Source organism: Halobacillus yeomjeoni, from assembly GCF_020171525.1.
GTDB classification, from domain to species: domain Bacteria; phylum Bacillota; class Bacilli; order Bacillales; family Halobacillaceae; genus Halobacillus; species Halobacillus yeomjeoni.
Genome location: NZ_JAIVAI010000001.1, coordinates 1,219,826 through 1,233,978, shown reverse-complemented (window position 1 = coordinate 1,233,978; position 14,153 = coordinate 1,219,826). Strand labels below are relative to the sequence as shown.

Below are 14,153 nucleotides of genomic sequence, written 5' to 3'. Positions count from 1 at the left end.
AGCAGAGGCAATGACCACATACATATTAGACCAAAAGGATCGCCCGATGAGGGACTTGAGAATATCTGTCATCGATCGGTGCAACTTCCGATGTTCGTATTGCATGCCGGCAGAAGTGTTCGGAGACGACTATGCATTCATGCCGGAAGACCAATTGTTGAGTTTTGATGAAATTGTAAGACTTGTTGAGATCTTCGCTCGTTTCGGAGTGGAAAAAATACGATTGACCGGTGGAGAACCATTAATGAGAAAGAACCTGCATGATTTGATCGCACGTATTAAAGAGGTGGATGGGATAACGGATATTGCTCTAACCACGAATGCGGTGTTTTTAGTGAGGCAGGCTGCAAACCTTAAAGCTGCGGGCCTGGATCGTGTCAACATCAGCCTGGATGCGATTGAGGATGAGGTTTTTCAACAAACCAATGGTCGTGGAATTAAAACGAAGCCGGTATTGAAAGGCATTGAAGCCGCCCGCGATGCAGGCTTGGAAATCAAAGTGAATATGGTCGTGAAGAGAGGCATGAATGAAAGTCAAATCGTTCCTATGGCTCGTTATTTCAAAGAAACAGGGGATACCCTTCGGTTCATCGAATTCATGGATGTCGGTAATCATAATGGATGGAACATGGATGAGGTGGTATCAAAAAAAGAAATCATAGAACTCATTGACGCGGAGATGTCTTTGGTGCCGCTTGCGCCTAATTACTTCGGAGAAGTGGCTGATCGATTCCGTTATAAGGATTCTAACGCTGAAATAGGGGTCATCTCCTCTGTAACGGAAGCCTTCTGCAGCAGCTGTACCAGGGTTCGCTTATCCGCGGATGGGAAGCTTTTTACCTGCCTGTTTGCAACCCATGGGTACGATCTCAAAGAAATGTTAAGCGAAAATCAATCAGATCAGGATATAACCGCATACTTATATGAAATTTGGACAGGACGCAAAGACCAATATTCTGTTGATCGAGCTAAGTATAACAAGAAGCGTGGGGATAAAATAGAAATGTCTTACATTGGAGGCTAGCCGGGGGGGATCCATCAAGTTCAAATCCCCAGGAGAACCCTTTCGGAAGTCTCTTTGCTCAATCGTGTTACGTCATCTATAATAATAATGATCCTATATAGTTCGTGGAGGTGATGTTTGTATGAAAACTTTTAAACTTATATCTTTAGACATTGTAGAAGAGAAAAATGATGATATCACACAGAGACGTATAAAATTACAAGATGGTCTGATCATCAATCGTGAAGATGATCGAGGCCGGTGGGTGATCGAAGCCTACGTCGATGAGAGTTATGAGGAATTTTTTGAGGTTATGTGCCGGAATAACGAAGAAATCATGGTGCAGGTCAAGATTACGAAACCGTCCAATACCCCTGCGACATTCCTCGTCAAACCTGTGGAAACGAACAAAATCGGCAATCATATCAATATCATTTTCATTGGGACGATCATTGACCGTCAAAGAGAATATATTGAGAAAACCTTAAAGCAACTTTTAGATAAAGGGTATCAAGGGGATGAGCTCTTAGAAGAATTCAAGCGTCTGGGAGAAGAGAGTTCTTCTAATTAATAAACGAATCACACTTCCAACTTCAGGATATATGAGTTAAACTTTGGAAGGAAAATGACGATGATAGTAATATACGCAGTAATTGTCATCTTCATCCAAGAAATATTTAGCGACATCAAAGGAGATTTACTATGTGGGTGAGAAGAAAAAGCCTGCGTTGGCTCAATCAATTATCGCCATTTCAATTGATAGCGGTCTATTACCTTTTAGCAGTAACCATTTCCTCCATATTGATTGGACTTCCGGTGGCACATCAACCCGGCGTTGAGCTGGATTTCATTGATGTCTTGTTCACGGCGGTCAGTGCTGTCAGCGTTACAGGGCTTACGACTGTACCTACAGCTGAAACATTCAGTACAACAGGCGTCTTTATTTTAGCGATGGTTCTCCAGTTCGGGGGAATCGGGGTTATGACGTTGGGGACAATGGTTTGGCTTGTACTTGGTAAAAAGATCGGAATGAAAGAACGAAGGTTAATCATGACCGATCAGAACCAAACCTCTTTCCAAGGTATGGTACGGATGGTCAAGGAAATTGTACTTGTCGTCTTGTTGATTGAAATGATCGGATTTTTGACACTGGGTACGTATTACCTTCAATATTTTGAGCCGGGCGAAGCATATTTACAAGGCTTTTTTGGCGCAATTAGTGCAATGACGAATGGTGGTTTTGATATTACCGGGCAATCCCTGGTTCCTTTCAAAGATGATTATTTCGTGCAATTTATCAATATCATATTGATCATATCAGGAGCAATCGGGTTTCCAGTACTTATTGAGCTTAAGGAATACTTGTTCCATAACAATCGATTGAAGACCATTCAATTTTCTTTATTTGCAAAGCTGACAACCATTACTTTCTTCGTATTAGTTGTGTACGGCATGGTGGTCATCGTTTTACTGGAATTCAACCATTTCTTTGCGAATAAAGCGTGGCATGAAATCTTTTTTTATGCCTTGTTTCAATCCGTAACTACGAGAAGCGGCGGGTTATCCACGATGGATATCAACCAATTCACCGAACAAACCCAATTGTTCATGTCTTCATTGATGTTCATCGGTGCATCTCCGAGTAGTGTAGGGGGAGGAATCCGGACAACGACATTCGCTTTGGTACTTATTTTCGTCCTCACCTTCGCACGCGGAGGGAACCATATCCGTATTTTCCGTAGAGAAGTTCATAACGAAGATTTGAACAAAGCTGTTGTTGTAACTTTGATGGCACTCTTCTTATGCTTTGTTTCTGTTATGCTGCTGTCGATTACTGAGCCTTACTCAATGAATGAAATCATTTTTGAAGTGACTTCTGCTTTCGGAACAGTAGGTTTATCTTTAGGCATCACACCTGGCCTTACTTCATTCGGAAAGGTTTTGTTGATGCTGTTGATGTTCCTCGGAAGAATAGGAATTCTGACATTCTTGTTCTCTTTCCATAAACAGAAGCCAAAAGGAAAGTATCACTATCCAAAAGAGAGAATCATCATCGGTTAGAGTGACTGGTGTAGAGGGGGCATTACAATGCCATACAAAGAGAGAGACCTGGCTATCCCCATGAATGAGTGGCTTTTTGAAAATATCGAAGATCCACTCTTATTCGTGGATGCTTATGGAAATGTAGTCCGCCATAATCAAGGTGTTCTACAATTCATAAAAAATATCCAAAAAGGTCCGATTCATACTTGGTTTGATTTCAATCGCTTCAAAGAACAAGAGGAAGCCAGTGTATTGCTGCGAATCAAGGACGGATCGGACCGTCTTTTTCATGTCAGAAGTAAAAAAATGAAAATTGACGGAGATCAAAAGTATTACGCCGTCTTTTTAAGGCTGGTTTCCCTCACGGATCAAGTTCAAGAGTTGAAAGACCAAATGAACCAGCTCACACATGAAAGGTCGGAAGGGATGATTCTTCACAAGCAGGGAGAGTTTGTGGACTGTGATTTAACGTTTGAACGAATGTTCGGATACTCAAAAGAGGAATTACACGCCATGGAGATTTCTTCTTTTATTGATGAAGCTAGCCAGGCAGACTTAGAGGAAATGTTGAATTCCTTACCTGACAGGCCCTTTCTATTGAAAGCGGTTAAAAAAGATAGCACGCGATTTTATATTGAAGTACTGGCTCATCCATTTGTCCATGGGGATGAGGTGCTTAGGATTGCAATCATCCGTGACGTCACCCAGCGAATTGAGACTGAACAAAAAATGGAGTTTATGGCCTATTATGATGAGTTGACGAACCTGCCGAATCATCACTATTTCAAGTCGATCTTAAGTCATACACTTGAACAAGAGCAAAATTTAGCTGTTCACTTCATCAATTTGGACTACTTTAAACAAGTCAATGATACGCTGGGGTATCAATTCGGAGATCGTTTGCTCCAATCCTGTGCAGAGCGGTTGAAAAAGCTGCTGGATACGAATGTTTTCATCGCACATATGGGTGGAGATGAATTCTTGATTCTTCAAAGAGGCGTTTCCTCAAAAAAAGAGGCTGAAGAGATGGCTGCATCTCTAGTCGAAGCTTTCCGTGTTCCTATAACGATAGAAGAACATGAAATTTATACTTCAATCAGTATTGGTATAAGCATGTATCCACAGAATGGAAAAACAGCAGAGGAATTGATCAAGCAAGCGGATAGTGCGATGTATCATGTGAAAGGAAATAATCGCGATCATTACAAGTGCTATGAGCCTTCCATATCCAAGCGGCTCGAGACGCAGTTATCCGTGGAAACGGCTCTTAGGAAAGCCGTGAAGGAGAAACAGCTGGAAATTCATTATCAGCCACAAAAATGTATTGTCAGTGAAGAAGTGGTCGGGCTCGAGGCGCTGGTCAGGTGGAACCATCCAGAACAAGGGATGATTTCACCCGGTTTATTTATCCCTGTAGCTGAAAAAACTGGATTGATTTGTGAAATCGGTGAGTGGGTGATGAGGGAAGCCTGCATGCAGAATAAAAAGTGGCAGGAACTCGGCTTTAAACCTGTGGTAGTCGGAGTAAACTTATCTGCGACACAATTTCACCAAAAGGATTTAGTTTCAAAGGTGAAAAAGATTTTGGATGAATCGGGATTAGAGCCTAAGTATTTAGAGCTCGAAATTACAGAGAGTATGGCAGTCTCGAATGAGGAATACATTATTCGAACGTTGAAGGAGCTTCGTGAGGAGGGAGTGTTAGTATCGATTGATGATTTTGGTACAGGCTACTCATCCTTAAAATATTTAAGTCGGTTCCCGGTCAGTAAGTTGAAAATCGATCGGATTTTCATCGACGAAAACCGAAAGCAGAATAAAGCCATAGTAAAATCGATCATCCACATGTCGCACTCCCTTGATATGAGAGTCATTGCTGAAGGTGTGGAAACCAACGAACAGCTTGACTTTCTACGTCAAGAAAGGTGCGATGAAATTCAAGGTTTCCTATACAGCAAACCTTTACCACCTGTGGAACTGGAAGAAATATTTCAACAAAACACATATCACTAAAAAGGAACTTCTCTTATGGGAAGTTCCTTTTTTAAAATATATATTTTTGAAAAAAACAATAATTGAAAGCGTTGTCAAACGTGCGATTACAATACTGAGAAAGATGCACTCTGTCATTCTTACCCAAGCCATTTAACAGTAGAAAGCTGCACCTACGATAATCAATAAAATGAACAAAACGACTATCAAAGCAAAAGTGTTCGGATAACCCCCATATCCTTTGCAGCATCTTCCGCCGTAATAAGGGTAGTTGTGCATAAGCTCACCTCCTGATCAGTACATCTACAACGTATGCAGGAGGTGAGGGTGGAGTATAGGTGAACACCTATACGAATCAATCCATGAAAGTTGTCGGGGCTAACTTGATGATTTTACTTTTCTGGTTGAACCCATTCTTTTCTTTCTCATTATGTTGATGTTCACATCGGTCGATTTCTTCACACCAATGATTGAGCTGTTCGTTGATCAGCTGTGCATTGTCAGGAGATGAAGCCGAATGAGAAGGGAAGAAAGGTCCTGAGATTCTTTGATTGGAATACATGATCAGACCTCCTTGTGTATAGTTTGGACGATTCATCATTTTTTATGAGGGTGAGTTGAACAAGCTGTACACCCACCTGGTTATAAAAAGATAAAAAAGGGTAAAGGATGAGAACAATGATTTTATTGAAAAAATTGTAAAGAACATATACAAAGAGTATTACTACTCGTTTTTTACATACCATTTATGTATAATATTTGTACAATGAATGGATACATGGGGGAAGGTGAATGAGTTGAGAAAGATTGCTGTCGTTGGAGCAGGTCCAGGGGGACTGGCTTCTGCAATGATTCTTGCTTCGGCAGGATATGATGTACACGTGTTTGAAAAACAGAGTTATGTAGGGGGCCGTAATGGTCACTTTTCACTAGGGGAATACACGTTTGATATCGGACCGACATTTTTAAGTATGCCTCATATCGTTGAAGAAATATTTCAAATGGCAGGTCGGGATGTCCATGACTATATGGATCTTGTCGAATTATCACCGATGTATGAATTGCAATTCGATGGCAAGAGGGTTCCGATGTACCACAATCGTGAAAAAATGCTTCAAGTGATTGAAGAGCATTTTCCCGGCAACGAAAAAGGGTATGACAGGTTCATGAGCGATACCAGAAAGAAAATGAACGCACTGCTTCCATTGCTTCAAACCCGGCACCATCGCTTGAAGGATTATGTGAGCCTTAGAGCCTTGAAGGCACTTCCACAATTATCGCTCGGTAAATCTGTCTATGATGTTTTATCCGACTATTTCACAGATGAGCGCCTGAAAATAGCGTTCACTTTCCAGGCGAAATATTTAGGAATGTCGCCGTGGGAATGTCCAGGTGCCTTTTCCATTCTTTCATACATGGAACATGAGTACGGCGTCTTTCATCCAATTGGAGGAGTCAATCAGCTCTCTAAGTCGATGGCTGCGGTGACAGAAGAGTTTGGAGGGAAAATTCATCTAGGCAATGGAGTCAGCAAATTTAAACTGGATGGAAAGAAGATGACCGGTCTTGTTCTGGATTCAGGCGAAGAATTCCATGCAGATGAAGTGATCATCAATGCTGATTTTGCTCAGGCAATGAGTCATATGCTGGATGATGGCGTGTTGAAGAAGTACTCCAAGCCGAAGTTGGATAAGAAGAAATATTCCTGCTCAACATTCATGATATACGTAGGACTGGATAAGCTGTATGATATGCCGCACCATACCATCCTTTTTGCTGAGGATTATCAAAAGAATGTCAACGAAATGACGAAGGACTTGGTGTTATCTGATGAGCCATCGATTTATATTCATAATGCCAGTGTGACGGATCCGACTCTTGCTCCTGAGGGACATTCAGCGGTTTACATTCTCGCTCCTGTCCCGAACAACTACTCAGAAATTGACTGGGATGATAAGCAGGAAACCTTCAAACAGTTGATATATGACGAACTTGAAAAGAAAACCGGCTTTGAAGAAATCCGTAATCACATTGTGACGGAGAAAATATTAACTCCATTGCAATGGCAGACGGAGCATTTTGTCCATAAAGGGGCGACATTCAGTTTAGGTCACCAACTGTCGCAGATGATGTATTTCAGACCCCATAATCGCTTTCAGGAACTGGAGCACTGCTGGCTGGTCGGTGGAGGCACCCACCCAGGAAGCGGACTTCCAACGATTTTGGAATCTGCCAGGATCACCACCGGCTGGATCAAGGAGAAGGAGGCGCAGCCCTCATGATAAAAAAAGAAACGGCCATCGTAGGCGGAGGGATTGGCGGGTTAGTGACCGCCTTACTCCTATCAAAGGAAAAAGAACGGCATATCTCGATTTACGAAAAGAATGATCAGTTTGGAGGACGGCTGACCTATGAACGGCATGGGGATTATAAAGTGGATCAAGGCCCGACGATCGTGCTTCTCCCTGAAATGCTTCTAAGCATCCTTGAAGAGGGAGGGATAAGCCGTGAAAGTATTCCACTGGTTAAATGTGATCCCCTTTACGATGTTCACTTTAAAAATGGAAAAACATTTACGAAATATACGGACACAGACCGCCAAATCGAGGAATTAAATGCTGTATTCCCAGGGAATGAACGAGGGTACCACCGTTTTATTTCTGATATGAGAATACGGTTTTTACAAGGAAAGGCACAGTTCCTTGAGAAATCCTTTGTAAATAAGCGAACATTTTTTTCGGGTAAAAACCTTCACACATTAATGAAGTTGAAAGCCTATCAAAACGTGAAGAAGATGATGAGCAATTATTTCAACGATCCTCAACTCATTGAAGCTTATACACTGCAGACCCTTTATATCGGGGGCCACCCTCAGCAATCTCCTGCAATGTATTCGTTGGTATCCTACAGTGAGCATGAGCATGGAATATGGTATTTGAAAGGCGGGTATGCTCATTTGGTGGAGATCATCTTGCAGACTTTGGAGAGAAGGGGCGTATCCCTCCATACAAATGCAGAGGTCGATCATATATCACTGCACTCCAATAGAGTGGATGCCATTCGAGTGAACCAAAAGTATCAAAAAGTTGATGAACTCATTTTGAATGGGGATTTTCCAATCATGGACGATCTTTTACCAAAAGAAAAAAGATTGAGACGGGCGTACACTCCTTCATCAGGTTGTTTGCTCCTGTACATGGGGTTGGAAAAAAATTATCCGAACAGGTCCATGCACCAGTTTTTCATGTCAGAGAATTTTGATAAGCATATGAAGCAGGTGTTCGATGATAAACAATTACCGGATGACCCATCCTTCTATACCTTCCATCCCTCATTAATCGATGATTCTCTAGCTCCAAAAGGAAAGGGCGTCCTTTATACGTTGATTCCCGTTCCGGCGGGGGAGGATGTAGATTGGAGTCAGAAGCAGCATCTGATTGATTATGTCATCGATCAGATGGAAGAACGCGGTTTTCCTCATTTAAGGAAAAATATCAACTGGATGACAATAAGGACACCAGAACAGGCTCAAAAAGAAGGATTATATGCAGGTGGGAGCTTTGGAATAGCTCCGACTCTCTTTCAATCCGGTGTGTTCCGACCTCAAATGCAGCCCTATTCGATTGATGACTTATATGCGGTAGGGGCATCTGTTCACCCGGGTGGTGGCGTGCCGATTGTTATGCAGGGGGCAAAAATATTGGCGAATCACTTGCAATACCGCTCAACGGAAAGGCATAATTACAAGCGAGGTGTTTAATGATGACGGACTTGAACCAAGCGTATAAACAATGCCGCAAAATCATTGAAAAGCACTCGAAGACGTTTTCGAAAGCGTTTGCGATGCTGCCCACTCAGCAGAAGAAAGCAGTTTGGGCGATTTATGCATTTTGCCGAAGAGCGGATGATATTGTGGATGAAGGAGAAGACCCGAAAAAGGAATTAGAAGCCTTTGCAAAAGAGTTCGATCTCTTTATGGAGGGGAAATTGGAAAGTGACCATCCTTCCTGGGTCGCTCTTGAAGATGTTTTCAAAAACTTTCCGATGGACCCGGCTCCTTTTTACGATATGATTGCAGGTCAGCGAATGGATCTGTACCCAAAGCCGATCGTTACGAAGGATGACTTGTTGCTCTATTGTTATCATGTGGCGAGCACAGTCGGTTTGATGCTGCTTCCAGTCATTGCTCCTGGAAAAGAAAAGAAGCTTAGGAATGGAGCGATTGAACTTGGATACGCTATGCAGATCACCAATATATTGCGGGATATCGGCGAGGATATGGAACGTGGGCGAGTATACTTACCTTCTGAACTGATGGAACAGTATGGTTATACGGAAGATGATTTAAACAAGAGCCGCGTCAATCATGCTTTCAGAGATTTGTGGGAAGATTTGGCGGGAGATGCTGAAGCGTACTATTCCAATGCGCTCGAAACGATTCCTGAATATCCGGTCTATTCAAGAGCTCCTGTCGGTGGAGCGGCTAAAATGTACCGTGCAATCATACATTCTGTGAGAGATAATCGCTATCAAGTTTTTGGAAGACGTAATTTTGTAACTGATCAAAAAAAGAAGCAGATTATTGCTGAGATGCAATAAATTCTGCTTCTTTTTATTTTAGCTCTGTTATTGCTTGGTGCTGTTATTTCACAATTGAGCTCGTCTCAGCTCTTTCCGTCCTGGAATTTGTTTGAGGCGGCCTTTTAGAATGACTCGCTTTCCGTGAGCCTCCTCACCCACCTTATTCAATATGGACCAGTTTTCCAAGGATTTGGTTCGCTACATTTTGGCCGCTGAGCACGACCATTGGCGAGCCGCCTCCAGGATGAGTGCTTCCTCCACAAAAGTATAAGTTCTCGATATCCTGTGACTTGTTGAAAGGACGCATAAACGCCTGATGTCTACGATTTGAGGAAGGACCATAAAGCGACCCACGATAAGCTCCAAATTTAGTTTCGATATCTTCCGGGCTGACCACTCGTTCAACTTTGATATGATTCTGGATTGGAAGGCCGGCTTCATTAAGACGTTTGTAGATGTGCTGTTTGTATGCTTCAAGATCTTTTTTGTTGGAAATTCCACCAGCAGGTGCATTGATTAAAAGGAAGCAGTTGTCACCATAAGGAGAAACAGAAGGGTCGGTCTTGGACGAAGTACAAATGTAAATGGTTGGATCGTCCGCATATTCGCCTCTTTTTAATTGTTCAAATTCTCTCTCGTAATTTCGTGAAAAAAGAACATGGTGATGCTTGAGCTGGTCCAATCGTGTGTCCAACCCTGCCATAATTACAAAAGCAGAAATGGACGGGTCAAAAGAATTTATTTTTTTGTCGGATAACTTTTTCCTTCTATCGTTTTCGATCAGGTCAGGTACGGCTTGAAGCAAGTCTCCATTGACGATCACATAGTCGGCTTCCTCTACTTCACCGCTCTCTAATAACACACCTTTTGCCCGCTGTCCCTCTGTCAAGATTTTTACAACTCGTTGATTATTATAGAGTTCGGCACCTGATGTTTCTGCTGCTTCCACAAAACGTTCAGCAATTTTCGTATTTCCCCCTTGGACGTAGTACACTCCTTCACCAAGCTCCAGGTGAGCGATCATCGCAAATGTCGCAGGTGTGCAATAAGGACTGGACCCTACATAGGTAGAGTAACGGTTTAACGCCTGGATGACTCCAGGGTGATCAAAATACTTTCTGAAAAAATGATCCATCGATTCAAGAGGTCTAACTTTAGACATGCTTGAAGCAAGGGAAAGTGAGAAGTAATCTTTCCATCCAGAGAAGGTCCGATGTAAAAAATGTTTTCTTGAGAGCTGATAAAGACGCCGGATTTCTTCAAGGAACCGATTGTAATTTTCAAATCCTTTTGGATCGACTGCTTTCAGCTGTTCTTTCATATACGCGGCATCTGTTGAAAAATCAAAATATGTCCCATCCGAGAATTGGTTTCTTGTATGATGGGTGAGCTTTACCATAGGCAGTGATTTGTGTGGGTTCATTCCACTTTGACTGAGGACGTCATAAAACACTTCGGGCATCGTAATCGTATTGGGACCAAAATCGAAATGATAGCCTTTTTCGTCCACAGCCATCATTTTACCGCCAAAGTGCTCATTTTTTTCGAATACTTTCACTTCTGCACCATGTTTCGCTAAAGATACAGCGGCTGATAAACCTCCCAAACCTCCGCCTACAATCACAATCTTCATTCGTAAGACCTTCCTTTCCACTGATACCGCTCACCTTTGATATGTACGGACATCGAGGATATCATCATCATGATTAATAGTAAGACAGACACCGGAATCATGAGTGAGAGCCACAATGGATGTCCTGTTCTTGCATCCACCCACATCTTGAAGGTGACAGTCAATAAATAGGGAAGTACTAAAAGCCAATTTGCTTCAATCAATCCAGCTACTAATAAACCGACTGGGAGCAGGAAGACCACTGCATAAAAGATGGATAGAAAGATGACTAATACCATCGAACGGCCAAGCCCTGTGTAGGTATTCTTTTTAAACCCCTCCCAGGTCTCTTCAGGACGGTCATACATGTAAGAGAGAACAGAGGAAGTGATGTTAACCAGTATCATTTTATAGCCGTTCTCTTTGAATAACCTCGCTAAATGGACGTCTTCGACAAGGGAGTTTTTAACAGACTCGTGTCCTCCGATGTCTTCATAAGCGTTCTTCTCCACTATGATGAAAATTCCACAAGCGGCTGTAAACATAGGCTTTTTCGTGAAATTAGCCACCATCAAAGGCAGGTGGAGCTGGACGACCATGTGCTGCAAGGGCACCAGCATATGGCTGAGGAAATGGTTGTTCGGATAATGGGGAAATCCACTGAGCATGGCTGCATCGTGCTGTACCATCGTCGCTAAAGACCTTTCAATGACACTCGGGGCGACACGGGCATCCGCATCTAAAAATAAATAAAAGTCTCCCTCTGCAAGCTTGGAGAGTTGATGACAGGCATGGACCTTTCCGTTCCAACCTTCAGGAAGGTCCTTTCCCTTATACACCGAAAACCTTTCATCCCCTTGAATCCGATCAAGAAGCATAGAATATGTATCATCTTCTGAATGATCATCGAGTAGAAGAATTTCCAAGTTCGGATAGGTGATTTTTTTTAAAGAAGCAATCAACCCCTCCACTTGGGATTCCTCATTGCGCAGCGGAACAAGGAGGGAGACTTTATGATTACCTTTCCACTTTTTAGATGGTTGTAAAGGAATCAGGAAAATACTATTTATGATCGTCCAGAGGTTGAGAACCAATGTGATTATGAGTGCAAAGTAGAAAATCGTCATAAGTGCCACCCTTTCTTGCTTGATCTGTTGAGAGATTATGTAAAGGAGGAGGGGGCGGTGGGCTCTCCGAATAAAAGAGCCCTTCTTTAAGGTTAAAAGCCTCCACCAGGGATTCTCTACGTCAAATGTCTTTGAAATGAGCATGGTTTTCTTGAATTATTAATTCTTTCAGTCGATCCAGTTGAAGGGTTGCTTTTTCTTCGATATAACGGGTCATCTCTTTGCGGTTTTTATCGATATATTCATCCTTCTTAAGGGGGTCCCCCACCTGCATATATACATTCGGCTTTTTTGTATGCTCAAACGAATAATACAAGCTTATGGGAACGACTTTGGTATCAGGACAATTCTGGATGATATAAGAGACTCCTGAGAAAAATTGAAGCGGACGCTTCTCAAGGGGCGTCTCTTTCCCTTGTGGAAATACCCATACAGATTTGTTTTCTTTAAGAAGAGTGATGCTGTAATGCAAGGATTCCATCAAATGTTTTCGGTGATCGGTATTTATAGAGTAGGCACCGATTTTTTTGAAAAACGGGTATCGGTTCACGCCATCTTCATGCATCATGCCATATCCATCTGATTGAATATAAGTATCATTCAAATAGAAAATCATCAACGGGTCCCACCAAGTGGAGTGGTTGATGATATATAAAGTTTTCTCCGGGACGGGGTTTGAATTTGGAGGTAAGAGACGGATATTCTCAAAGTTCCTGTGGATCAACCAGCGGTTGAACCTCGTAAACCCCCATTGAATGAATGGACTCTTATCGGCTTTCTGCATAGTGTTTTTTCCTCCAGAAATAAAGGGTATACCAGATTGTAGTCAAGAATAAAACAAGGATGACAGCTCCGATCAGTCCTCCGGACAATGCCAGAATAGAGAACATGATGATGATCAATCCGAATACGAGGGCCATGCGGTTCATCCAAATTTGGGTCCGTTCCGATTTCTTCGGGGACCATAGGATGAATAATAAATGAAAAAGGGCAGCGAGAACGAACCATCCTACGAAATTGGAAAAGGGGATACCGTAATAAACCCCTGTGTCCTGCCATATCCAATAAGCTTTCACTTTATATGAGACGGGGTCCAGAATCAAATCCATAGTCACTGCTAAAAGTGAGCCTGAGAAAGTAAAAGTGAAAGCGCGATATTTTTTCATTCCTTGTGTGATGCCTCGTGCAATTTCATGAGAGCACCCGATGATCAACAGCCAGGCGAATCCTATGGTGATCGGCGTATCAAAGATTTTCAAGCCGAAGTTTTCATTGTAGTCGTAAGAGCCGAATAAAAAGTCATAGGCCACCCCGAGATGTTCGACATATATGCTGACTACCATGATAAGCAGGCTGTATCCCAGACCGAATTTGAGTCCGTAAATCTGATAAAAGTAAATGGCGGCTATCAGTCCAGCTGTAATAAGAAATACACTGTTCGCCCATTCCAGCCATGGCGGAAGCAGATCAAATGATAGCAGGATAACACCGCATATGTACCAAAAAATAAAAAAACGATAGATAATTGTAGTCATGGGAATTCCCCCTTATGACCATTGTAGCGGAAGTTGAAAGCAATGTAGAGATAGAATGCTTTTTCCTACATGATACCTCAAGATGGAGCTCTTTAAACCAGTTCAAAAGGGGTATGAATGGTTTTGGTGTAGCGGATGAAGGGGAAATGTAGTAAAATGCACATTGAGTATACGCTTATTTAAAATATTTGCCGCATAACCATGAATTTTTTGCTAAAATATAAGTGTTGAGGGGGTGAAAGTATGGCTGAAATCGTCAT

At 42.3% G+C, this 14,153-nt stretch carries 13 protein-coding genes; 7 read left to right on the top strand and 6 right to left on the bottom strand.

Annotation, left to right across the window (positions count from 1 at the left end; translation table 11 throughout):
• Positions 1-10 precede the first annotated feature (10 nt).
• The 4 genes from moaA (at position 11) to LCL89_RS06400 (ending at position 5,059) form a co-directional block, all read left to right on the top strand.
• Positions 11-1,024, top strand: coding sequence for a GTP 3',8-cyclase MoaA (gene moaA, locus LCL89_RS06415; protein ID WP_224808842.1), 1,014 nt, complete (start codon positions 11-13; stop codon positions 1,022-1,024).
• A gap of 121 nt (positions 1,025-1,145) precedes the next feature.
• Entirely contained in the window at positions 1,146-1,574 is a 429-nt protein-coding gene (locus LCL89_RS06410; protein ID WP_224808840.1) for a YwpF-like family protein, read from the top strand.
• Positions 1,575-1,705: 131 nt separating this feature from the next.
• The gene (locus tag LCL89_RS06405) at positions 1,706-3,064 is read left to right on the top strand and encodes a TrkH family potassium uptake protein (RefSeq protein ID WP_197315574.1); all 1,359 of its coding nucleotides are present in this window, start codon (positions 1,706-1,708) and stop codon (positions 3,062-3,064) included.
• A gap of 27 nt (positions 3,065-3,091) precedes the next feature.
• Positions 3,092-5,059, top strand: a complete 1,968-nt coding sequence (locus tag LCL89_RS06400) for a sensor domain-containing protein (protein WP_224808838.1) — start codon at positions 3,092-3,094, stop codon at positions 5,057-5,059.
• Positions 5,060-5,191: 132 nt separating this feature from the next.
• On the opposite strand, the gene LCL89_RS06395 is transcribed toward LCL89_RS06400, so the two are convergent.
• Both LCL89_RS06395 and LCL89_RS06390 read right to left on the bottom strand, forming a co-directional pair.
• The gene (locus LCL89_RS06395; protein ID WP_197315576.1) at positions 5,192-5,317 is read right to left on the bottom strand and encodes a YjcZ family sporulation protein; all 126 of its coding nucleotides are present in this window, start codon (positions 5,315-5,317) and stop codon (positions 5,192-5,194) included.
• Positions 5,318-5,393: 76 nt separating this feature from the next.
• Positions 5,394-5,600, bottom strand: a complete 207-nt coding sequence (locus tag LCL89_RS06390) for a hypothetical protein (RefSeq protein ID WP_197315577.1) — start codon at positions 5,598-5,600, stop codon at positions 5,394-5,396.
• Positions 5,601-5,808: 208 nt separating this feature from the next.
• On the opposite strand from LCL89_RS06390, the gene LCL89_RS06385 reads away from it, so the two are divergent.
• Genes LCL89_RS06385 through LCL89_RS06375 form a run of 3 tightly spaced genes read left to right on the top strand, consistent with a single transcriptional unit; the run spans position 5,809 to position 9,637 of the window.
• Complete coding sequence (locus LCL89_RS06385) at positions 5,809-7,320, top strand: phytoene desaturase family protein (RefSeq protein ID WP_224808836.1); 1,512 nt, start codon at positions 5,809-5,811, stop codon at positions 7,318-7,320.
• Complete coding sequence (locus LCL89_RS06380; RefSeq protein WP_224808834.1) at positions 7,317-8,798, top strand: phytoene desaturase family protein; 1,482 nt, start codon at positions 7,317-7,319, stop codon at positions 8,796-8,798. The genes LCL89_RS06385 and LCL89_RS06380 overlap by 4 nt, the downstream gene beginning before the upstream one ends.
• Positions 8,799-8,800: 2 nt before the next feature.
• The gene (locus LCL89_RS06375) at positions 8,801-9,637 is read left to right on the top strand and encodes a phytoene/squalene synthase family protein (RefSeq protein ID WP_224808832.1); all 837 of its coding nucleotides are present in this window, start codon (positions 8,801-8,803) and stop codon (positions 9,635-9,637) included.
• Positions 9,638-9,779: 142 nt separating this feature from the next.
• Here the strand turns inward: LCL89_RS06375 and LCL89_RS06370 are convergent, their stop codons facing one another.
• From LCL89_RS06370 to LCL89_RS06355, 4 genes are all read right to left on the bottom strand, one after another.
• Positions 9,780-11,252 (bottom strand): phytoene desaturase family protein, encoded by a 1,473-nt coding sequence (locus LCL89_RS06370; RefSeq protein WP_224808830.1) that lies wholly within the window; start codon positions 11,250-11,252, stop codon positions 9,780-9,782.
• Positions 11,249-12,358 carry a glycosyltransferase gene (locus LCL89_RS06365; RefSeq protein WP_224808829.1) on the bottom strand — a complete coding sequence of 370 codons (1,110 nt, stop codon included), beginning with the start codon at positions 12,356-12,358 and terminating at the stop codon, positions 11,249-11,251. Before LCL89_RS06365 ends, LCL89_RS06370 begins: the two co-directional genes overlap by 4 nt.
• 121 nt (positions 12,359-12,479) lie before the next feature.
• A complete protein-coding gene (locus tag LCL89_RS06360) occupies positions 12,480-13,142 on the bottom strand; it encodes a lysophospholipid acyltransferase family protein (protein WP_197315583.1) in 663 nt (220 codons plus the stop codon).
• Complete coding sequence (locus LCL89_RS06355) at positions 13,126-13,893, bottom strand: carotenoid biosynthesis protein (protein WP_224808826.1); 768 nt, start codon at positions 13,891-13,893, stop codon at positions 13,126-13,128. The genes LCL89_RS06360 and LCL89_RS06355 overlap by 17 nt, the downstream gene beginning before the upstream one ends.
• Positions 13,894-14,153: the final 260 nt, after the last annotated feature.